The organism is Luteolibacter sp. (assembly GCF_039920825.1).
Taxonomy (GTDB): domain Bacteria; phylum Verrucomicrobiota; class Verrucomicrobiia; order Verrucomicrobiales; family Akkermansiaceae; genus Luteolibacter.
Genome location: NZ_JBDSCX010000043.1, coordinates 1 through 21,289, shown reverse-complemented (window position 1 = coordinate 21,289; position 21,289 = coordinate 1). Strand labels below are relative to the sequence as shown.

Here is a 21,289-nt window from a genome sequence, read left to right as displayed (position 1 = left end):
ATGTCCCTGCCACCTGTTTCACGCCGGACGTTCCTCCGCCAGTTCAACTGCGCCGCGGTCAGCTCTTCCGCCATCCTCAACACGCTGCTCAATCTCAAGCTCGCGAACAACGCCGCGGCGGATGTGTTAGGTGGCGGCACGGATTCGAAGGCGCTCGTCTGCCTGTTTCTCAGCGGTGGCATCGACTCCTATCAGATGCTGGTTCCGTGGGAACAGTCGCGCTACAATTCCTACTCCGCCACCCGCGGTGCGTTCGGTTCCGATGGCGGGCTCGCGCTGAACCGCGACACCTTGCTCCGCCTCAATGGCACGGCTTCCGATTTCGCGGTCCACCCGTCTATGGCCGGACTCCATCAGATGGCCACCGGCACCGGAGCCTTCGCCGGGAAACAGCGCCTCGCCGCCATCACCAATGTCGGCACGCTCGTCCAGCCGATCACCAAGGCGGAATACCAGGCATGGGAAAACGGCTCCAACGCCGCCCTGCCGATTCCCCGCGCGTTGTTTTCCCACAGCGACCAGATCGAGCAATGGCAGACCGCCGTGCCCCAGGGGATGATCGAGCTCACCGGCTGGGCCGGCCGCGCGGCGGACATTCTCAATTCCGCCTACAACACGAATGCTACTTCGATGAGCATTTCCCTGAGCGGCAACAATGTTTTCCAGGTGGGAAACACAACGACGCAGTTCGTCATCACACCGGGTGGCTCTCTCAGTTTCGAAAACTACAGCACGCCCCATCAGCTCAAGAACGCCGCCTTCCGCAGCACCCTTGAACAAAATTACAGCAACCTGCTCTCGCAGAGTTTTGCTGATCTAACGAAAAAAAGCGACGACGCCCAGCTCCTGTTCCAAGCCCAGTTCGATTCCGCGACCGGCGATCTCGGTTCCGCCGCCTCGCTCTTCCCGGCGAACAACTATCTCGCCACCACTCTCAGCGCGGTCCTGCGGTCGATCAAGATCCGCTCCGCGCTCGGCCTCCGTCGCCAGACCTTCTTCGTCAACTGGGGCGGGTGGGACATGCACGGCGATCTGCTGACGCCGCAGGCCACTCAGCTCGCGGAGGTCGATGCCGCTCTAACCGCATTTCAGCTCGGGCTCGAACAACTCGGACTCGCCAACGACGTCGTCACGTTCACCGCCTCCGATTTCGGCCGGACGCTGCGCTCCAACGGCCGCGGCACCGACCACGCCTGGGGCGGCAACGCCTTTGTCATGGGCGGCCCCGTCGATGGCGGAAAAATCTTTGGCACCTATCCGGATCTCACGCTCGATGGTCCTGACGACGTCGGCTACGGCGGCCGCCTCCTGCCGGGCACCTCGGCGGACGTTTACTTTGCCGAAATGCTGCGCTGGTTCGGCGTCCCGGGCAACGAGATGGCATCGGTGCTGCCTAACATCGCGAACTTCTGGAACCCGCTGTCCGCGACGGCTCCGCTGGGATTCATCAAGCCCGCATGAAGCGCCGGACCATCACGCGGATCGGTGCTCTCGCCGTGATCGCCCTGCTGTCATGGAAGGTTTTCCATCAGAAGCGGCAGACCTCCGCACCTCCTGTCGTTGCTCCGCAGGAAGTCGTTCCGCCGGGCATCGTGGTTACAGAGTCCAGTTCCGTTGTTCCACCGCCTCCGCCGTCGTCCGGCTCCGCGCCGGGCGATCGGATGTTAGGTGATTACGGGAATCCCGATCTGCCGCCGAAGAACGACATGGTCATCATGGCCCGCGCCATTTCCGGTTTTCTAACCATCGACAAGCAGGCCACCAATCGCCCGCTCTCCGCCAACGAGGAATGGAGCGCCGCCTTGCGCGGTCTGCGCCCCGGCACGGAGCCGTGGATTTCGGACCGTCCGCCCGTTTTCGACCCGTGGCACCGGCTCATCGACCGCTGGCACACGCCGTTGTTTTTCCACGCCCTGGGTGGCAGGCAATGGGAAATCCGCTCCGCCGGCCCGGACCGCAAGCCATGGACCGACGACGACCTGATGGAGAAGTTTTCGGGCTGACCAGCCGTGGCCGGAAGACGCCCCCGCCCCCACTTCAAAAGCATTGTCCGTCAGCGCTTTGACGTGCTAGCTTTCTGAAATGAAAGCCCTTGTTTCATCGGTTCTCAGGCTGTTCCTGATCGTAGGAATTTCTGATCGTGCGAATGCCGTTATGGTTCTCGAAACGGCGGATCCGCTGCACAACACGACCACTCCCGGCGACAACTCGGGATGGCAGTATGAGGGCCGGTTTTCGTATTTCCTGGGCGTTCCCATCGCTCCGTATTTCTTCATCACCGCCAAGCATTTCCTTCTGTCTGGCACAGAGGGGGACACCTTCACCCTACACGGGGACACCTACGGCGTCATTGCCCTGCATGAGAGCCCGTCGTCGGACCTCAGGATCGGCGAGGTGGATCACTCGAAACCGTTCCCAACTTACGCGCCGTTGGTCAGTGGCACGGCTGAGGCGGGGATCATCGCCGCGATCTATGGCCGGGGCACCCAGCGGTCAGCATCGTCCTTCCTGCTCGGTTCGGTGCCGAAGGGCTGGGCATGGAGCACCTCGGACGGAGTGCAGCGCTGGGGCCGCAATACGGTGCAGGGTACGTTCGACGGCGGCCCGGAATACGGAACCTTGCTCTACTTTGAATTCAACAACCCCGGCATCCCACAGGAGTGCCACCTCTCCACCGGCGATTCCGGCGGTGGCGTCTTCATCCTGCAAAACGGCCTGTGGCGGCTGGCAGCCATCAACCTTGGAGTGGATGGGCCGTTTCGAGTGCCGTCCGGCCCGACGACCAGCGCCGCGGTCTTCGACATGGGCGGGCTTGAGGTCTTTGAAGATCCCAACTGGGTGCCCGTGACGGATCAGCCGGCCGACATTCCCTCCCATTTTTTCAGCACGCCGGTCGCCACCTCGAACACTTGGATATCGGATATCGCGCCGCAGGTGGTCTCGCTTGCCCAGGAAAATTTCGCCGCCTGGCAGAAACTCTATTTCACTCCCACCCAAATCGCGGCACCGGCCACCACCGGTCCGCTCGCGGACTTCGATGCCGACGGCATTGTCAATCTGTTGGAGTTCGCCCTGAATCTGGAGCCGGGTTTCAATGCGCAAACCATCATGACTCCAGAGACCGGCTTGAGCGGATTGCCCTGTGTGAGGTTGGAAAACATTTCCGGTGCGGACCACGTGACCGTCGAGTTTGTCCGCAGGACCAGCGGCAGCGGCTCGGGACTGACCTACACCCCGCAGTTCTCCTCCGATCTTGATGACTGGCAGGCGGTCGGCTCGGAGACCGTTGAGCCGATCAATTCACGCTGGGAGCGTGTGAAGTCTGTCGATCCTCAGACAACTAACAGCGATGCCAAACGCCTGGCGCGCGTCAAGGTGAGCGTGGTGGATTGAATTTCTCTTCTAATGGGATTCCCACGGCCGGGTGAGGCGGTTGATGCCGTCGTCCCAGAATCGGAAAAATCCCTGATAGTCGCTCGGTGGGAAGAGGTCTCCCTTCTTCAAACTCGCGGTGAAGTCGATGTGCCACGAACCCTCATTGGCAGCCTCGATGTTCCAAGTCCCCCATTGCGGGCTTTCGGCATGGGCGGCTTTGACGGATTCGGGAAGTTTGACAGAGCCCTGCGTGCGGCTTTCCACGGTCCAGGCCGACGAAGTCGCGAACGGGGTGAGGCGCTGGCGTTGGGCGACGGGTTCGAGATAGTCGCGCTCCCAATCGACCGGCAGCTTTTTCAAGACTCCGCCGGGCGCGAGGTGATCGGCTGCTGTTAGAGTCAGCTCGAGAACGAAGGGGAGATCCTGATCCTTGAGGTTTTTGACGTTCAGGGTGTTGAGCGTGAACGCGGGATCGATGCCGGTGATCATTTCCCGGAGCTGTTGGAGCCGCTCGGCGGCGGGGATGGACGCAATGTAGGAGCGCAGTCCGTCGGCGGTGGAGCCGTTTGCGGTTAGAGTCTCGGAAACCAGCAGGTCGGCATCCTTTCCGGCCTCCAACTGCCGGTCGATACGAAGCACATGCGGAGAAGGGAATGGCAGATCTGGGACTTTCCCGAATCGGGACGAGCCGGTGCCCAGGATAAACGTGTCGCGGCCTTCCAACCAGGACGCCACCGTGAGCGTCAGCGCGTGTTGGCGATCCGTTGCATCCAGCCAGCAGTCCGGACGATTTCCAGAGGCAGGCAGATGAAGAATCATGTGGTTGAACTGATCGAGCGAAGGCAGCGCGGTGACGACGCGGTCGGATGTATTGACCAGGCAGGGTTCGCTGGCGATACCGACCGCCCTCAGCAGCGAGTGGAGCAGAACCGACAGGTCCTTGCAGTCGCCGTAACGGTTCGCACAAGTGATGCCGGCCGGGTGGGGGATGCGCGACCGGCTTCCGAATTCGATGGCCTTGTAGGTGAACTCATTCTGGATCCATCGGTAGAGTGTGCGGATTTTCGCCTCCTCGTCCGGAGCTTCGGCGACGAGATCGCGGGCCAGCGATTCGATATCCGGATCCGCCGCGAGTTGCTTGTGAATGTCGTCGAGATAAGTGTCTCCAAGTTTCGTCCAGTCGGTGCCGGTGGGACCGAGATAGATGACCGGTGCGAAATCCTCCAGCGCCGCGGTCCTCGATTCGTTAGGCAGGGCGGGGAGATCCTTGGCTGACCATATTTTGAAATCGCCGTCGGCATGACTCTCCACGTCGCCCCGGGTGAAGGAAGCGCAGGAATCCACGGCTCCGCGGACACACACGGCCGATGTTCTGGAGCCGTAGCGGGTGACGAGGTATTTCACCTCGAATGGAAACTCGTCGGATGGAGAGCGGTCGCGGTAGGTGACCGAGTATCGAAGGCGGCATCCGATGGCAAGACCCGGCACCGGCACGCACAGAAGCTTGGCGGCGGTGGCCTCGATTCCGCCTGCTTCGGTGACATACTGATCCTTGTCTTTGCCCGTTGCGATGATTTTGCCATCCGATCCGATCACTTCCAGATGGTTCATGTAAATGCGTTCGTTGAGCGGAGTAAACCGGAACTCGAGCGTGCTGAGAGCCTCGACGGCGCGGTCGGTCATGACCAGGATTTCGGCGTGATTGGTGCGGGTGATCGGGGTTCCGGGCTTGAACTGATAGGCGGTGACGTCGTTGAGATGATAGCGGTCCGCATCCTTGGGGACGGATGAAGGATTCCAGTCGGGTGGAACCTCCAGCGACGGTGGCACAGGAACGGGATCGAGAGGTGTGCGGATTTCCCGGTCGTGACCGCGGCCGAGGCGCGAGTGCACGTAGGCGAGTTCTTCCTGGATGGTTTCATCCTTCGGCGCGGCGAGGACGGCTTGTTCGAGGATTTCCGCGGCTTCGTCGTATTTTTCGGATGCCGCCAGTTGATAGCCGAGGTTGTAGAGGAGCAGCGCGCTCTTCGGCTCGGCGGCGAGCCCTTCGCGAAGCAGCGTGACAGCCTCGGCATGGCGGTCCAGGGTACCGTAGACGTCGGTCAACTCGATGAGCAGGTTGATATTGCCCGGCGCGTCGCGATGCAGTTTTTCCAGAATGACGGCGGCGTCGCTGTTGTTGCCGTTGCGGGACAACACCCCTGCCTGGAGGCGGTCGAGACGCTGGCTGGTGCCGCCTTTCTGATAGCCGGTGATGAGTTCGAGCGCTTCTGTTTTGGCGCCGTTGTCGAGGAGGAAACGGACTGCCTGATCGAGAACGTCGTCATTGCGGAATCCGCCCTTGAACAGATCCTGATAGGTTGCGCGGGCCTCGCTCATGCGGCCGAGCGCGGCGTATGCTCCCGCCAGACGCTGTTGTGCCGGTGGTGCCTTGCTGATGGACTGGGGAGCGGCTTCCATGCGCTTCAGCACTTCGGTTTGGTTTCCTTCTTCGATCAGGCTGTCGAGGATGTTGTCGAAATAGGTGACTTCGTCGGGTTTCAAACGACTTGCTTCCTCGAAAAGCGGGCGTGCGTCGGCATAGCGGGCGCGGACGTAATAGGACAGTCCGGCGTGGTTGCAGAATTTGGAGCGGAATCCCTCGTCAATCGTTGGAAGGGTGGCAGGAGACTTTTCATCGACGGTGAACGAATCGAGGAGGTGGCGCAGTTCCACAAGCCGCTCGGGCATTCCGGCGCGGGTCCCGCCGTCGACCAGCCATGCGGCGTCGCCTTTCCGGATCACGCGGACGATGCGCAGATAGTCGCCGATATGGTCGAGGGTTTCGCGATATTCGTATTCGGTCGCCTCACAGCCCGGCAGCTCCAACGGTTTCCCGGTAACTCCCGATGCAGGCAGGGTCCGATCGGTAGAACCTGATAGAAGTCCGCGTGTCAGGGCCTGGGAATCGAGCTTCAAGCCGAGGAGATTCACCGGCACGATCAGGACGTGGGACGTGCCGCGGAAGTTGCCGTGCCAGATTGCGCCTCTCACCTGTTCGTCCTTGGAGGCCGTCGACCAGCCGCTGCCGCCGGCCTTCATCGCACATCCCCATTCCGGAAATTTCCGCGCCTCGAGCACGGGAGCGCCGCTGGCACCGACCCGTGCGGGGTCGATGAGTTGAAATCCCCCGGAATACTTGATGGCCTCCTCGCGCAGCTTCTCCAGCGGCATGCCCGTCGAGGATCCTAACACAAATTGCCGCGCATAGCCGTGGTCGAACTGGTGGATGTTGACGTAGGTGAGCTTCTGTCCGTTGATATTCACCACGTAGCCTGCGCAGGGCGATGAAATGCCCGCCAACTGGGCCGGTTCCAGAATCCGCCAGTCCAGCATCTTGCCGGTCGCCTGCAGATTGGAATGCACGATTTCCGTTAGAGCTGCGGACGTGATCGCGAGTCCAAGGGGCTCGATGACGATGGAGGCAAAAAGGTTCCGCTTTTTCTGGCGGCCCATGTAACAGGCGTCGGAGCCGAAAGTCTTTGGATTCATCTCGATCCACGGCCCATCTGGCAAACGCAGGGTGAAATTCAGGGTTTCAAACCGTTTGGTCACCTCCTTGTCCACGGCGGGCTCGCGGGGGGCAAACAGCGACTCCGCCAACCGGCCGACAGCGGTCTGGCGCCTCGGCTTTTCGGCGGTGTTTTCGGGATTCTTGACGAGCGGCTTGGCGGGAACGGGTTTTGCCATAACCACGGGCTTGGGCACGATCACGGGCTTCGCCATGACCGTCGCGGGCTTTCTTACGATTTCCTGCTTTGCCAATGGAATCTCCGCTGGTCTCGCCCCGAGCCAGAGATTGGTTGCGACGATGCCGATGAAGACCCCCAGAATGACACCCGCCGAGCCCCGCCAGCGATTGCCCCTGGTGGTCCAAACAAGCAAGGCAAGCAGGACGGCCGAGCCAAGGATGACGAGCGATGGTGTGAACCAGGATAGGGTCATGTCGCTCACTACGTACCCTGTCCGGGACGGCCTAGCAAGGTCAGCGGTCTCAAATGTGACTTCGGGCGCCGCCCATCACTCACGCAGGCCGATGTAGTCGAAGACGAAGGCGTTGCTGAGGAAGCCTCCGGCTCCCGAGCCGCTGAGATTGTCAATGGATAGGGTGTTGGCTCCCGCCTTGAAGGCCGTTTTGGGAATGTGGATGGTGAAAACGTGGTCGAAGCCCCGATAGATTCCGAAGGTGATGCTGCGGCTCTGATAGGACTCTGGTGCACCGGGGTCGCGGCTGGTCCACGTGTCGTTGAGGTGGACGATGGGACGTGAGCCGTATTGGGAATCGGTGATGCCGATTTCCAGATCGTGGTCCTTGATTTCCGGCGTATCGATTTTAAAAACGATCTTGTTGCCGTTGTTGACGTCGGCCCATTGGGCGGCGGGGAAGTCGTTGAGGTTGGCGGGGACTTTCTCGCGGACGGTGAAGGTGACCGGGCCCCAGGGTTCGAGACGTTTGTCGGACGGATGCATGTCGCCCATTTTCGCGGCGTTGCGCAAGCCGTGCGGAGTTCCATCGGGCAGGCCGATACGCCAGAGGTAGGGCGGCAGTCCGGGATCAGTTAGGTTGGCGGTGACCGTGCCGGTGCTGACGGCCACGGTGGATTTTGCGACGGAGAGTTCGTTGCGCATGAGCCGCAGGGTGTAGCTGCCGGGCTTCATGGAGCTAGTGGTGAATTTTCCGTTAGCCGGAACGCGCGTCCAGTATTGGGCGGTGTCGTTCGAGAGATAAACCGTGTAGGGTACTCCCGGCATCAGCCCGGTCGCGGTGCCGGTGACGCGGCCGCGCTCGGAAACCCAGCCCTTGAGATCGAGGTCCTTCATCCAACCCATTGCCGGCATGTTAGGCGGCGGGCCGGCGGTGAAGCAGAGGGCGTAAGGGCCGTGGAGTTGGTTTTTGCGGAACGGCTCGGTCTGGGCGTGGCCGGAATACATGTAGAAATACATTTCCTCGGTAGCGCCCGCGGTCTGGCTGTTGATGTCGCGGAAGAAGGGGCCGCCGGACGAGCTTTCATGCGAACCGATGGCAAAGAACGCGCCGATGTTGGAGCCGCGCGATCCGTGGATGTCGTCGTCGATGAATTTGACGCCGGAGTAATATTTCGAAGTCGTGCGGCCGTCGGGTTGGATGAAGATGTCCTTGGACTCGATGGCCTTGGCGGATGTGTCGTCACCGGGGCGTTCAACATTGCCTTTGTTGAGGACTTTCGAATCGAGCCGGGCGATGAAACGCATTTCGCCGGGAGGCGGGCAATTCGCCGCCCAGGTGGCCATGAAGACGTCGGGCTCGCCTTTTTTGAACGCGTAGTAATGAAGAACCAGCGGGGAGTCCACCGTGACGAGGATCTTGTCGTCGCCGAGCGCTTTCGCGGAAACCTTGGAGTCACCGCCGAAGCCGGAATTGAGGTGCGAGCCGCGCGAGTTTGTTTGGAGCTGCGTGCCGTTGACTCGGATGGATTGGAGGTTGCCGTTGGCCTTGTTGACCTGCACGACGAGTGCGGGGGAGGAATCGCAGTCGATGGTGAGAAATTTCCCTTCGTCTTTCAGGGAAAACTCCGCCTCCGCCATCGCCAGCGACGCCAGCAAAACCAACCCCATCCATTTCATCTGCATCACCCAGGCATGTTCGCGTGGAAAATGCAAGCCACCCATTCCCCCGAATAGGGTATCCGCTCCTCTTTCTGTTTCGCTGCTCGACGGACCCCGGAAATCTGCTAGCTTTCTCCAAATTGTTTGATACCCCCGTTTCCGAATGAACCAACGTTTTGGCATTTTTCCACTGGCATTGCTCCTTGGCGGAGTTGTCGCCGCTGCTTGGTTCTATGACGGATTTTTCAATGAAACAGAGGTCTGCACCCACTGCGGGGCCAGGCAAGAGACCCGGCGCGTAATTTGGATCCCGTTCCGTGAAATCCACGAGACCCCCTTGTCTCTCTATCAGCGATCCCTAGAGGGCGCGGTTCCCCAACCCCATCAATGGATGTTCGCCGGCGGACGCGGCGGCCCCATCATCTGTGCCCTCGGTGCCGGACGATCACTGTTCACGGCATGCGGGCATGATGAGACCGTCGAAGCCCTGAAAGCCATCCGCAAGCATCGTGGCGATGCGGATGCCGAAATTTGGAAAAGCCGCATCCTCGATCCCAGAACATCCCGTGACGCCTTTGTGGCACTCTTCCCGCTCGGTGACTCGCCGAACGACTTTGATGACGTTTTCACCATGGCTACGGAAGATTTCAAGGCATCGCAAAGTCGCTCCCCTTGATGGAGCCTCAAATCGTTCAGGCCGCCGGCGGAGGGATGGATTTGTCCGGTGACGGAACCGCGGGCGGATAAACGATGATGCGGGCCTCGGGAGTATTGACCAGATAGGCGTAGGCCCAGCCTAGCAGGACGGAGAGTTTGTTCCGGAAACCGATGAGGAACATGATGTGAACGAACAACCAGGCAAGCCAGGCGATGAAGCCCTGGAGCTGCATCTTGCCGGTTTTTACGACGGCGTAGTTTTTTCCGATGATGGCCATCATGCCCTTGTCGAAATAACAGAAAGGCGGACGCTTGCTGTCTCCTGATGCCTGGGCCTTGAGGATCTTCGCGATGTGCGCTCCCATCTGCACGGCGGCGGGGGCGACGCCAGGGACCATTTTTCCCTCGCTGTCCTTCATGGAGACGAGGTCGCCCGCGATGAAGATGTCCGGATGGCCGGGGACTGACAGATCGGAGTTCGGAGTGACGCGTCCGCCGCGGTCGAGCGGAGCGCCGAGCGAGGCTGTTAGCGGATTGGCGGCGACGCCGGCGGCCCAGATGATGGCGGCGGCTTCGAGCGTGGTGCCGTCCTTGAAATCGAGAGCTCCGGCGCGGACATCGATGACGCGGGTGTTGTTGCGGATTTCGACACCGAGTTTTTCCAGGCGCTTGCGGGCATAGGCGGATTGGTCGGGATCGAAGGTTTCGAGGATGAGTTCGGAACCCTCGATGAGGATGATGCGCAGCTTGCCGGTATCGATGCGGCGGAAGTTGGATTTCAGCGAGCGGTGGACGAGGTCGGCGAAGGCACCTGCGAGTTCGACACCGGTCGGGCCGCCACCGACGATGGCGATGGTCATGAGGCGGGCGCGTTCCGCGTCGTCGGTGGTGAGTTCGGCGCGTTCGAGATTGGAGAGAACGGTGCGTCGGATGTTCTGGGCATCCGCGAGGGACTTGAGGCCGAGGCTGTGTTTCGCCCATTCGTCATGGCCGAAGTAGCCGGTTCTCGCGCCGGCTGCGAGAAGCAGGGAATCGTATGGGTAAATGGTGCCGGAGCTGCCAACCGCGTGTTTCGCGGCGGTGTCGATGGAGGAAATCTCGTCCATCAGGACGGTGACGTTTTTCGCATCGGCGAGAATCTGGCGGATGGAACGTGCGATGTCCGGTGCGGCGAGTGACGCGGTGGCAACCTGATAGAGCAGCGGTTGGAAAAGATGGTGGTTCGTGCGATCAACGAGGGTGATCTCGAAGCGTTCGTCGTTGGCGAGCTTGGAGGCGCATTCCAGCCCGGCGAATCCGCCGCCGATGATGAGGAGCTTGCGGGGCTTTGTTTGGGACATGGGAAGGAAGAGTTTTTCAACCGCAGATGGACGCAGATAAACGCAGATGGAAGAAGGGATGAAGAGGAGAGGGATTTAAGGGCAAGGGATGTCACGTCCCCTCGCATGGACGAGACGTCCATGCCCCCTGTTTTCTAGCGGCGGCATTTCTCCAACAGGCCCGCCAGGAACCAGGTGATCTGCGCAAGTGCTTCCGAGTGCACGGACTGCCCAAGTGGTGCCAGATCCTCGCGACTCTCCGCCAGAAGAGCCAGTGCTGTGTCCACCGCGCTTTCGATGGCTCCCTCGTATTCGGCGATGCCTAGCAGCACGGGAAGGTCGAGCGGCTCCTGGTCGAGGATGCGCTTGTTGAGCTTCATGCGCTGGGCCTCGGAGGCGGTTTCAAGCAGGTTGAGAATCGGCAGGGTGAGCTTGCCCTTGATGAGATCGGTGCGGAGCGTTTTCCCGACGACTTCCTCGGAGCCGACGAGGTCGAGGCAGTCGTCGTAGATCTGATAAGCGGTGCCGAGTTTCATGCCGTAGCTGTAGAGCTTCGCCTCGGTATCGGCGTCGAGTCCTGATAGATTCGCGGCGAGCCCGGTGGCGGCGGCGAAGAGCGCGCCGGTTTTCATCTCGATGATCCGGAAATATTCGGCCTTGGTGAAGGTGAGATCGAATCGACGCTGGGTCTGGATGATTTCGCCTTGGCAGACCTCGCGGGCGGCATTTCCCACCTTGCGGCATACGTCGATGCTGTTGAAATCGGTGGCAAGGGTCAGCGCGTGGGAAAACAGGGCGTCACCTAGCAGAACGGAAAGCGCGTTGCCCCATTTCGCGTTGGCGGTGGGGACCATGCGGCGGGTGTTGGCGCCGTCCATGATGTCGTCGTGGACGAGCGTCGCCATGTGGATGAGTTCGAGAATGACGCCGATTTTCAAATGCTCCTCAGTGACGCCACCGACGGCCCCACCGACAAGGATGGCGAGGGCGGGCCGGATGCGTTTGCCGGACGTGTTGCAGATGTAGGCGACGTAGGGCTCGACGGCGGGATCGAATCCGCGGACCTGTTCGCGGATGGAAACCTCGACCCGCTCGAGTTCGGGGCGGACGAGTTCGAACGGAAAAAGATCGCTGCGTGGGGGCTGTGTGGGAGTGGCTGCCATGGTCGTCGGGCTGCCAATAAGATCCACACACAGGGATTTCCCGCAACCCGGATATCGGAATAACTTGAAAGAATGACGGGGAAATGTCGTTTTGCTGCATCATGAAAATAAACCCGTTGGTGATTTTGGCTGTTTCGGTGTCGTGTGGTGTGGCAAGCGCGGAAATTCATGGGTATCCGGATGATCCGAAACTCCCGGGCGTCCCATATGTGGTGCACGATCCCGCCCGCCCGCAGCCGCCAGTGGTCAAGCCGGGTGGCCCGATTTTCGCCAAGCCGCCCTCGGACGCGATCATGCTTTTCGACGGAACTTCGCTCGACGCTTGGGAGCCCGGTTGGGTGATCAAGGACGGCTCGATGGTCGCAACCGGGAAGGACGTCCAGTCCAAGCAATCCTTCGGTGCGATCCAGATGCATTTCGAGTGGCGCCTGCCTGCAGGCCGCAAGGTGGATGGTCAGACCGGTGGCAACAGCGGAGTTTTCCTGATGGGGCTTTACGAAGTCCAGGTTTTGCAAAGCAACGACAACCCGACCTATCCGGACGGCCAGGCCGGCGCGATGTATGGCCAGCTTCCGCCGCTGGTGAATGCGATCACGCCGCAGGGCGAGTGGCAGAGCTATGACCTCGCCTTCGAGCCTCCGGTTTATGAAAATGGCAAGGTGGTGAAGCCCGCCAAGCTCACCCTGATGCAAAATGGCGTCTTCGTTCAGAACGGCGAATCCTACCTTGGCCCTACGGAGCATCGGAAACTCGCCTCGTATCCGCCGACCCATCCGGTGACCGCTCCGCTGCGTTTGCAATTCCACGGTGATCCCATGGAATACCGCAACATGTGGGTACGCCCGCTTGGAAGTCGCCCCTGAGTTCGGGGACTGGAATTTTTCCTGAAATTGGAAGGGCTATCTTCTTGCTAGAACGCTTCCGGGCGTTCTAGCTGCTGCCCTCTATGAAAAAGCGAGCGAATTGGCTGTTGATCCCCGCCGTGGCCCTTGGCCTCGGGTCCTGTGACAAAAAGAAAGAAGTCAGTGCACCGGAAGCCCCGGCGGCAGTGGCGGAAACTCCGAAAAAGGAAACTCCGGCTGCGGCTCCCGTCGCACCTGCCGCAGCACCTAAAATCGCCGCCGAGGAACGTGCCGCCAAGCTCGGTTTCGTCAAACACCTGCCGCAGGACACGGAAGTCGTCCTCGCTTTCTACAACGGCACGAAAACCGCCGATCGCGTCAAAAAATCGAAACTCTGGAAGCTCGTCGAAGCTGAAATGGGTGGCGGAGGAATGGGCGGCCCGGGAGGAATGGCCGTTCCGGCGGAGCCGGAGGAGGACGAGGACATGGAAGCGCCCGAGGCGGAGCAAGATGATGCGGCTGTCGGAGCCGCCGAGGAAGAGCCGGAAGCTGGCGCGGGACTTGGCGAGCCGGCGTTTCCAGGCGCTGCTGACGGACCGGGCAATGGTCCAGCCGGACCCGATTCGGAAATGGGACCGGCTGCCATGTTCGGCACCGAATTCACTCTGGCTTTGGGCAAAACGACCGGTGAACAAACCGGCAATCTGCTCAATTTTTCCCGCCGCATGAACTATTTCCAAATGCGCAATCTGGCGAAAGCCTTCGTTGCCATGGTGAAAACCGGCGATGCCTCTTCCATCGCGAAATCCCTCGAAGAGCGCATGGGCTCAGCGATGATGAAGGACATCCTCAGCGACCCTCAGTCGGGGATGGCAACGGTCAACAAGGCGAAAATGCCTCCGATCTATCTGGCATTCCGGACCAGCGAAGCGGATCGCGCGGCGGCTGCCCAGGAAGTCGCCTCCACCGTCGAAAACCTCAACATGATGCTCGGGCCGATGGTCGAGCCGGTGAAATTCGACGTTGCCGGTCATACCTTCGAAGGCGCGAAAGTTCTTGGCGCCAAGATCGCTGAAAACATGGCCCAAGGCCGTGCGGAGATGGAAGCAAATCTCGATGCCGCCACGGTCGATCAGTTGATCGCCGCCGTCGCGAAAAAGGATCTCGTGGTCGTCAGTGGCACCGTGGGTGACTATGTCGTTCTGTTCATCGGGGGTTCCACCGACGATCTCAAGTTGGCTTCCAACACCAGTGAATCCTTGGTCTCCACCGAAGCCCTTGCATTCACTGACGCCTATGCCTCGAAAGATCTTGCCGCACTCGTTTACGGCCAGAAAGAAGCCTTGGACACTCTCGTCAAGTCCGCTGGCGGCATCGCCGACATCACCAACGGCCTGCGCGACGGTCTCAGCGGAGCCGATGGCCTTGGAAATACCCGCGATTTGGAGGCGATGTTCCAGATCGTGGCCGAGCGTGAAGCCGCCCTTCGCAAGCTTGCCACGATTGATGCCGCCGGCACGTTGGCATTCTGGGAGGAAGGTCTCAAAATCGAATCCTTCGGCGGCTCTGATCCCGGCATGGTCGATTGGAAGGCATCCAACAAGCTTTCCCGCCTTGGCGATTCCTCGGACGTCGTCATGTTCGCCGATCTAACGGTGGATGCGGTTTACGACCAGAAGTCCCGCGACTATGTCGAGGCGCTGATGGAAACGGGTTACGCGATGGCGATGAAAGTCACTGAAATCCCGATGGAAAACGAACAGATGGCCCAGTTCAAGGGAATGGCCAAGATGTTCGACGAGAAATTCCGTCCCGATATCGCTTCGCTGTGGGATACCATGAGCAACGATTTCGGCTCCAGCCTCGGAAAAGAATCCGCCTTGGTGGTCGATCTCAAGGGGGCCTCCCCCGCGATTCCAGGGATTCCACAAGAAGTCGTCGACAAGGCCAAAGTGCCCCGCATCTCGCTTATTTCTCCAGTGACGGATCGCGCCAAACTCTCGGGTTCGTGGACCAAGATGAACACCACGCTTACCGGAACCCTCGCGAAAATCAGCGAGCTAACGGGTCAGGAGATCCCAATGCAGAAGCCGCTCAGTTCGGAAAAGAACGGCAACATCACCTGGTTCTTCCCGATGCCGTTTTTCACGGATGACTTCCTTCCTTCCGTGACGGTGGGCGACAAATGGTTCGTCGCCTCGTCGTCGAAACTCCAGGCTCTCGACCTCATCTCCCAGGCGGATGCGGGTGGAGAAGGCCGCACCGGCGTCTGGTTCAGCATGAACTTCAAGGCTCTCCAGCAGTATGCCGCGGAAACCTACAAGCTTGTGGATGACAATGCGGAAACCCTGACAGGCAACGCGTTTCCACCTGAACAGAAGAAACATGTCCTCGACGCGATTTCGACTCTCGATGACCTCGACAAGCTCACCGTCCATGCCCGTCGCGAAGGTGATGTGCTCCGTTCGAGCATCCATTTCAAGACCCGTTGATTTGAATTGTTGAAATCCGCCGGAACATGAATCTCGATCCGATTGCTACGGTTCGCTCGTGTTTCGGCGGGAAATTCGCGGTGCCCCGGCAGCCGGGACTTTGCCCCAGCGCGTGGGGCAGGCTGGTGTTTCATCCGGACTACCGCAGTCCGGATGCGGTCCGCGGCATCGAGGGATTTTCGCATCTTTGGCTGATCTTCGGATTTCATGAAACGGCGGCGAAGGGCTGGAATCCTACGGTCCGCCCGCCACGGCTCGGGGGCAACCAGCGCATCGGCGTCTTTGCGAGCCGATCGACGTTCCGCCCTAACGGCCTCGGGCTTTCACTGGTTAGGCTGGAGGGCGTTGACTCGACGTCCGCCGATTCGCCGGTGCTTTTGTTAGGCGGGCTGGATCTCGTTGACGGAACGCCGGTTTACGACATCAAACCGTATCTTCCCTACGCCGAGGCGATCCCGGACGCCACGCGGGGATTCGCCGGTGAAGAAATCCAACGCCTAACGGTCGAAGTTGATTCTGCCGCGGCGGAGGATTTCGCAAAGCTGCCGGAACGTGCCCGCCGCGTGATGAACGAGGTGCTTTCGATGGATGCCCGTCCGGCCACGCAGACCCGTGATCCGGATCGGGTTTTCGGCGCGCTGCTTTGCGGGTGCAACGTTCGTTTCATGATCTGCGACGGGATTTGTCGGATCTGCTCAATCCAGCCCGAACAAGGTTCTGGGTTGAATGCTTAGGAAATCCGAAGTATTTCATTTTCCATGAACGGGTTTTCCAGAGGCGTCGCGGCCGCCGGGGTCATCATATTGACGGTGACCGCGATCTCATCCTGCAAGAAACCGGGCGACACGGTGAAGTCGGATCTGGTAGAAGCGGGCTACAAGCTCACTCCGGACGATTGGTTTCGCGCGAGCCGGAACAATGATGTTTCCGCGCTGAAAAAATTCGTAGCGGGCGGATTTTCTGATAAAACCAAGGATGGTTCGGGAGATTCCGCTCTCCACGCTGCTGCCGCCAACGGTGCGCAAGGATCCGCGGATTTCCTGCTTAACCGGGGCCTTGCAGTGGATCTCCGGGGCGGCTCGGAGCGGACTCCTTTGATGGCGGCGGTGATGGGCAATCAAACGGAAATGACGCGCTGGTTGCTGCGTCAGGGCGCGGATCCCCATTTGAAGGATCAAGAGGGATTCAAGCCACTCATGCTGGCCGTTCGCGAAGGCAGCGCCGGCTCGGTGGCGGAACTTGCTCCGTATGATCGAGAGGATCTCGATCCCGCGCTGCTGCTTGCGGCACTCGTCGGTCGGGCGGACGTGATCGATGCGCTGACCAACTACGGAGCCTCGGTTTATGCCCGCATGGAGGACGGCCGTACGCCGCTGATGACTGCCGCGGAAAACGGCCACATGGAGGCGGTGAAACTGCTCCTGGAAATCGGATCAAGCCGTTACACGACGGACACCGATGGGCGGACGGCCGCTGACATGGCGACGGCGGCCGGGCATCCGGAAATCGCCGCGCTGATTTCCCGCGATCCGCTCCCAGGGGAACTGGCCTTGGAGTCCCCGGCGGAAATCGCGGAATCGTTGGACAAAATGGTCGATACGGCCGTGGCGAAATCCGCAGCGACTCCCGGCCCAGCCGGAAGTCCGGATAAATCCGATGCTGCTCCAAAATCCGGTGCACGCGTTTCCTCCATCGCCATTGAAGGGCAGGTGCTCAGCCAGCCGGTGGCGGCAAATCCCGGTGCTCCGGCCTCGCCCGCCGCAAAGAGTGATGAGCCTTTCGCGATGCCGCCACTGGTGATGCGCCAATACCGGGAGCGCGAAATTCCTGTTAGCATCAAGACCGTCCAGGGAGATGCCGCGACGCTCAAGATCGCCGGAGCGACTCCCCGCGAAGTGAAAGTCCGGGCGGGGGAATCAATTCCTGGTTCGAATCTGGTGATCGTCCGGGTCCAGCGGCGGATGGAAGACAGCAAGGTGAATCCGGGCGGGCACGTTGAAATTTCCGTGGTCCAGCTTCGGGATCGCTCCACCGGGACCACCCGCGAGTGGATCTCAGGCGTCCCCTCCGAAGCTCACGATCCGGTGGCATTGGTCGAAGACGCCGGAACCGGTAAGCGCTACGTGGCGTCGCCCGGCCAACGGTTCAAAGGCGGCGACGGCGCGGAATACCTGATTTCCGATGTACGGCCGAACCAGCTGGTGATTCAGGACGTTTCAAGCGGCGCGGTGAGGACGATCCCCTTGCGCGGTCCTCGCGGTTAAGATAGCGTCGCGCGCATGGAGTCCGATACCATCGTCGATCACGGGGAGCCCGTCCGCCAGTTTTCCGTCATGCTGCCTAACCGGGCAGGCGCGTTGGCGGCAATGGTGAAACTTTTACGCTCGCTCGGCATCGAGGTCATCGGTTTGAGCGTGCAGGATTCGCGCGATGCCACCGTGGCCCGGCTCGTCCTTTCCGACCCCGATGCAGCCGAGCATCTGTTCATGGAAAAGGGGATTCCCCACACCACTTGCGAGCTGGTCGTCATCGCGATGCGCGAATCCGGACCCGGATTGCTGCAGTGTCTCGATTCCCTGATGATCGCCGAGACCAACATCGATTTCGCCTACGCCTTGATGCCGAGCCCGGAAGGTCAGTCGATGTTGGCGATGCATGTCGAGGACTATGAGTTCGCCGTCGCGATCCTCCATCAGAGCGGTTTCAAGCTGATGTACCAGGAAGACCTGAGCCGCTAACAGCTCTGGAATTGAAATTTTTTTGAGAAATCCAAGTCCGCGCACTGTGCCGGTCCGGTGGGTGTTGTTAACGGATGTTAGCTTGATTTTAAAAGGGCCTCCTGCGGAGTAGTTAAGGAAACTTTATGGTTTTGTTTTCCGTAACATGCTAAAAAACAGTCAGTTGTCACAATCTTTTATTCCTATTTTTTGAACGAATGATGCCACCAAGGGTCCGATAGTAAGGAACCCTATGAAATTTTTAACAACTGATTATTCATCCTCGGCGACAGTGGGGCGTTACCGGATTGATGCGGAGCGCAGGATGCGGATCGAGGAGTATCAGGGCAAAACGGGGTTGGCGGATCTCAAGGCGATTATATCGTCGATGACTTCCGATCCGTGCTGGTCGCCGGATTTTCACGGCTTGATCGATTTCAGCGATGCCGAGCTCGAGCTGACCGCGAATGACGTGTTGCGTCTGGCACTTGTTTTGCGTCACGAGGAAAACCGTTCCCGCGGCTGGCTGGCGTTCGTTGCGAACAATTCCACCGCCTACGGGATCGTGCGGATGTTGGGATATTGGTCGCGAAATACCGACCGCCTGCGGATTTTCCAAAACCGGGACGAGGCCGAGGCTTGGCTGGAGCGCAATATCGACCAAGTGCCGCCCGGATTCATCGAGGAAAACGGATCCGCTGCCGCAGCCGTCCTGCGCAACGTCGTTTGAAGCTGTTTCCGCGGTTCCAACAAATTCTCGCAGTCCGGGACGCCTGCCCATTGGCGTTTCATAGGGTCGCGAGGATTTGTTCGATCCGCGGGATCAAACACCGGCATTGCGCTGCATTCCGCCGCCGGATATTCCTCCGGGGCTTTTCCCGCTCCCTATTTTGGATTCCATTTCACCTGCTTCCCCTCCAGCCAGTTGGCTGATTCGTATCTCCGAGATATTCGCGGGATTTTCCACCGAGATCATCGAAGGGCTGGGCGCGTCGCTCGGAAAAAAACTCGGGAGCGAGTATTACCTGATCCAACTGCCTGATAGTGCGGCGATCCATTCGTCCGAGGCCGCGAAATACCTGCGCTGGAACCTCCCGGTCGATCACGCGTGGCCGTGCAACCCCGAGAAAATGGAAGGCTTTGTCGAAAAAGCCGCCCAGGCGATGTTCCGGAAATTCGGTGAACGGAATCCGCAGGCGATTTTCATCGGCCAGCTCGATCCGAGCGCCACCAACCGTTATTACAAAACGCTCGCCTCCAATCTCCGCGGCCGGACGTTGCAGTTGTTTCCCAAGAAAATCGCCGAGTTCAAAGAAGTCGAAGCGCAGGACAGCTCGCAGCCGACTTTGTTCTGCCTCGTCGGCAAGGAGGGCCTCTTCTGCGGCATGCAGAGCCCGAAGGATGCCAACGGCTTTTATCCGGGAGGGACGAAATACATCAGCCAGAACTCCCCGGACACCATCAGCCGCGCCGGTGCGAAAATTGCCGAAGCGCTTCACTACCTGCGGATGTTCCGGCCCAAAGTGAAAAGCGGCACGCACTGGCTGGAACTCGGAGCTTGTCCCGGCGGCATGACGTCGGAACTGCTGGGCAGGGGATACAAAGTCACCGCGCTCGACCGCGCGCCGCTCGACAAGCGGCTCGATGGTCAACCCGGTCTCCATTTTGCGTTGATGGATGTCGCCGCATTCCGCCCCAACGCAAACATGACCTACGGAGCGATTCTCTCGGACATGAACAACGACCCGCGCGAATCCTTCGTGCAGGTCGTCCGCCTTTCGAAAAACCTCAATCCCGGCGGCATCGTGATTTTCACCCTGAAAACCCAGGGCGTCACGACCTATCAGGAAATGAACGCGCTCTATCAATTCGCGATCGACACCGCCGCCGCGGCCCGGTTACGCCACATCACGACCACGCATCTCACCTACAACCGGCACGAACTCACTTTGTTCTTCGAGCTTCCGAAGGCTGATCGCTGAGATTTATCTGCGTTGGAAAACCATGATGGAGTGATAGTAAATCCAGTGGACGTCATTTGCCTCCCACTCGGATCGCCAGGATCTCGTTTTGACGGCATCGAAGGTGTATCCGAGTTTTTCGAGTTTATCGATCCAGTATTCGTTAGGTTGTAAATTGACGTGATCATTCCCGGGCTGGCCTGGAGTCGCCGCGGTGAGGACGACGGTCGGTGCGAGCGTTGTGAGGATTTCCAGGTATTTGTCGGCACAGGATTCGGGCAGATGCTCGGCGACCTCGGTGCTGACCACCAGATCCACGCGGGCGGTAGGAACGGGATCGCCTTCGATGTCGAATCTCACGACATCCAGTCCCCGTTCGTGGCAAAGCTTGAGGGCCGCCGCCGAGTATTCGAATCCCTGAACCTCGGCACCACGTTCGCGGAGGGCCGCCAAAAGCTTGCCTGTGCCGCATCCCACATCGGCAATCGTATGGGGTGCGAAATCACGGATGATCGTGTCGGCCATCTGATCCGCGGAGAGCTGGATCGATGGTTCCACTTTTTCCGCGTAGTAGGTCGAATCGTAGATCTCGTCATGATTGGCTCCGTCTTCCATGCCTTCGACGACACGGCTCCGAAGTTTTTTCAGCGGGTCCGGAGTCATTACATAGAGCGCGTGGCGAAGGCCCTTGGGGAGGACCTTATATGATTTTTTGAGAGCGAAATAGAGACTCATGGCAGGCTATGGTTCTTGATTGGTTAGGAATTGCCGGCGGGCGTGAAGCCGCCCGACGCGGTGGGGGGTGGTGTGAAACACACGGATTTAGGGGGAGCACAGGAAAATTGCCTCGCATGAAACCGATGAAGATTTCATGCCGCCAAGTTAATTGCGACTTAACATATTCATCAGCGGGAAATCGCCCAGCATATTGTCGGGAAGGGTTTCTTCCGGGAGTTATGGATTAGACCCCGCAGCGGCGTATCAGCGGGAGAATTCAGGCTCAGGCCTTGATTTGAGCCGGTCCCCGGAATTCGGGCCAAGGGTTAAGCTATGATTGTGGTGTGTGGGTGCGGACTGTAAACCGAACCAAACACACACGAAATGAAAGGCAAACGCAGAAGACACGACCCCGAATTCA

Annotated in this window: 16 protein-coding genes; 11 read left to right on the top strand and 5 right to left on the bottom strand. The window is 59.8% G+C overall.

Going from position 1 to position 21,289, the window contains the following annotated elements:
* From ABIQ96_RS14100 to ABIQ96_RS14090, 3 genes are all read left to right on the top strand, one after another.
* Entirely contained in the window at positions 1–1,461 is a 1,461-nt protein-coding gene (locus ABIQ96_RS14100; protein ID WP_348215248.1) for a DUF1501 domain-containing protein, read from the top strand.
* Positions 1,458–2,003: a hypothetical protein gene (locus ABIQ96_RS14095; RefSeq protein ID WP_348215247.1), complete on the top strand. Its 546-nt coding sequence runs from the start codon at positions 1,458–1,460 to the stop codon at positions 2,001–2,003. Before ABIQ96_RS14100 ends, ABIQ96_RS14095 begins: the two co-directional genes overlap by 4 nt.
* Positions 2,004–2,082: 79 nt before the next feature.
* Positions 2,083–3,393, top strand: coding sequence for a hypothetical protein (locus ABIQ96_RS14090; protein WP_348215246.1), 1,311 nt, complete (start codon positions 2,083–2,085; stop codon positions 3,391–3,393).
* A gap of 9 nt (positions 3,394–3,402) precedes the next feature.
* On the opposite strand, the gene ABIQ96_RS14085 is transcribed toward ABIQ96_RS14090, so the two are convergent.
* Together ABIQ96_RS14085 and ABIQ96_RS14080 are read right to left on the bottom strand one after the other, a co-directional pair.
* Positions 3,403–7,359 (bottom strand): DUF3857 domain-containing protein, encoded by a 3,957-nt coding sequence (locus tag ABIQ96_RS14085; RefSeq protein WP_348215245.1) that lies wholly within the window; start codon positions 7,357–7,359, stop codon positions 3,403–3,405.
* Between the two features lie 75 nt (positions 7,360–7,434).
* Positions 7,435–9,063: a rhamnogalacturonan lyase B N-terminal domain-containing protein gene (locus tag ABIQ96_RS14080; protein WP_348215244.1), complete on the bottom strand. Its 1,629-nt coding sequence runs from the start codon at positions 9,061–9,063 to the stop codon at positions 7,435–7,437.
* Positions 9,064–9,163: 100 nt separating this feature from the next.
* Between ABIQ96_RS14080 and ABIQ96_RS14075 the strand changes: the two genes are divergently transcribed.
* Complete coding sequence (locus tag ABIQ96_RS14075) at positions 9,164–9,676, top strand: hypothetical protein (protein ID WP_348215243.1); 513 nt, start codon at positions 9,164–9,166, stop codon at positions 9,674–9,676.
* A gap of 16 nt (positions 9,677–9,692) precedes the next feature.
* On the opposite strand, the gene ABIQ96_RS14070 is transcribed toward ABIQ96_RS14075, so the two are convergent.
* Together ABIQ96_RS14070 and ABIQ96_RS14065 are read right to left on the bottom strand one after the other, a co-directional pair.
* Positions 9,693–10,997: an NAD(P)/FAD-dependent oxidoreductase gene (locus tag ABIQ96_RS14070; RefSeq protein WP_348215242.1), complete on the bottom strand. Its 1,305-nt coding sequence runs from the start codon at positions 10,995–10,997 to the stop codon at positions 9,693–9,695.
* A 134-nt stretch (positions 10,998–11,131) separates the two neighbouring features.
* A complete protein-coding gene (locus tag ABIQ96_RS14065) occupies positions 11,132–12,139 on the bottom strand; it encodes a polyprenyl synthetase family protein (RefSeq protein WP_348215241.1) in 1,008 nt (335 codons plus the stop codon).
* A gap of 101 nt (positions 12,140–12,240) precedes the next feature.
* Here ABIQ96_RS14065 and ABIQ96_RS14060 point away from each other — a divergent pair, with 101 nt between their 5' ends.
* The 7 genes from ABIQ96_RS14060 (at position 12,241) to ABIQ96_RS14030 (ending at position 20,172) form a co-directional block, all read left to right on the top strand.
* Positions 12,241–13,002, top strand: coding sequence for a DUF1080 domain-containing protein (locus ABIQ96_RS14060; RefSeq protein ID WP_348215240.1), 762 nt, complete (start codon positions 12,241–12,243; stop codon positions 13,000–13,002).
* An 83-nt stretch (positions 13,003–13,085) separates the two neighbouring features.
* A complete protein-coding gene (locus ABIQ96_RS14055; protein WP_348215239.1) occupies positions 13,086–15,473 on the top strand; it encodes a hypothetical protein in 2,388 nt (795 codons plus the stop codon).
* A 26-nt stretch (positions 15,474–15,499) separates the two neighbouring features.
* Entirely contained in the window at positions 15,500–16,207 is a 708-nt protein-coding gene (tsaA, locus tag ABIQ96_RS14050) for a tRNA (N6-threonylcarbamoyladenosine(37)-N6)-methyltransferase TrmO (RefSeq protein WP_348215238.1), read from the top strand.
* Between the two features lie 24 nt (positions 16,208–16,231).
* Positions 16,232–17,737, top strand: a complete 1,506-nt coding sequence (locus ABIQ96_RS14045) for an ankyrin repeat domain-containing protein (RefSeq protein ID WP_348215237.1) — start codon at positions 16,232–16,234, stop codon at positions 17,735–17,737.
* A 15-nt stretch (positions 17,738–17,752) separates the two neighbouring features.
* The gene (locus ABIQ96_RS14040; protein WP_348215236.1) at positions 17,753–18,211 is read left to right on the top strand and encodes an acetolactate synthase; all 459 of its coding nucleotides are present in this window, start codon (positions 17,753–17,755) and stop codon (positions 18,209–18,211) included.
* Between the two features lie 232 nt (positions 18,212–18,443).
* The gene (locus ABIQ96_RS14035; protein WP_348215235.1) at positions 18,444–18,920 is read left to right on the top strand and encodes a hypothetical protein; all 477 of its coding nucleotides are present in this window, start codon (positions 18,444–18,446) and stop codon (positions 18,918–18,920) included.
* Between the two features lie 160 nt (positions 18,921–19,080).
* Positions 19,081–20,172 (top strand): SAM-dependent methyltransferase, encoded by a 1,092-nt coding sequence (locus ABIQ96_RS14030; protein ID WP_348215234.1) that lies wholly within the window; start codon positions 19,081–19,083, stop codon positions 20,170–20,172.
* 3 nt (positions 20,173–20,175) lie between these two features.
* On the opposite strand, the gene ABIQ96_RS14025 is transcribed toward ABIQ96_RS14030, so the two are convergent.
* Positions 20,176–20,886, bottom strand: coding sequence for a methyltransferase domain-containing protein (locus tag ABIQ96_RS14025; protein ID WP_348215233.1), 711 nt, complete (start codon positions 20,884–20,886; stop codon positions 20,176–20,178).
* Between the last annotated feature and the right edge of the window lie 403 nt (positions 20,887–21,289).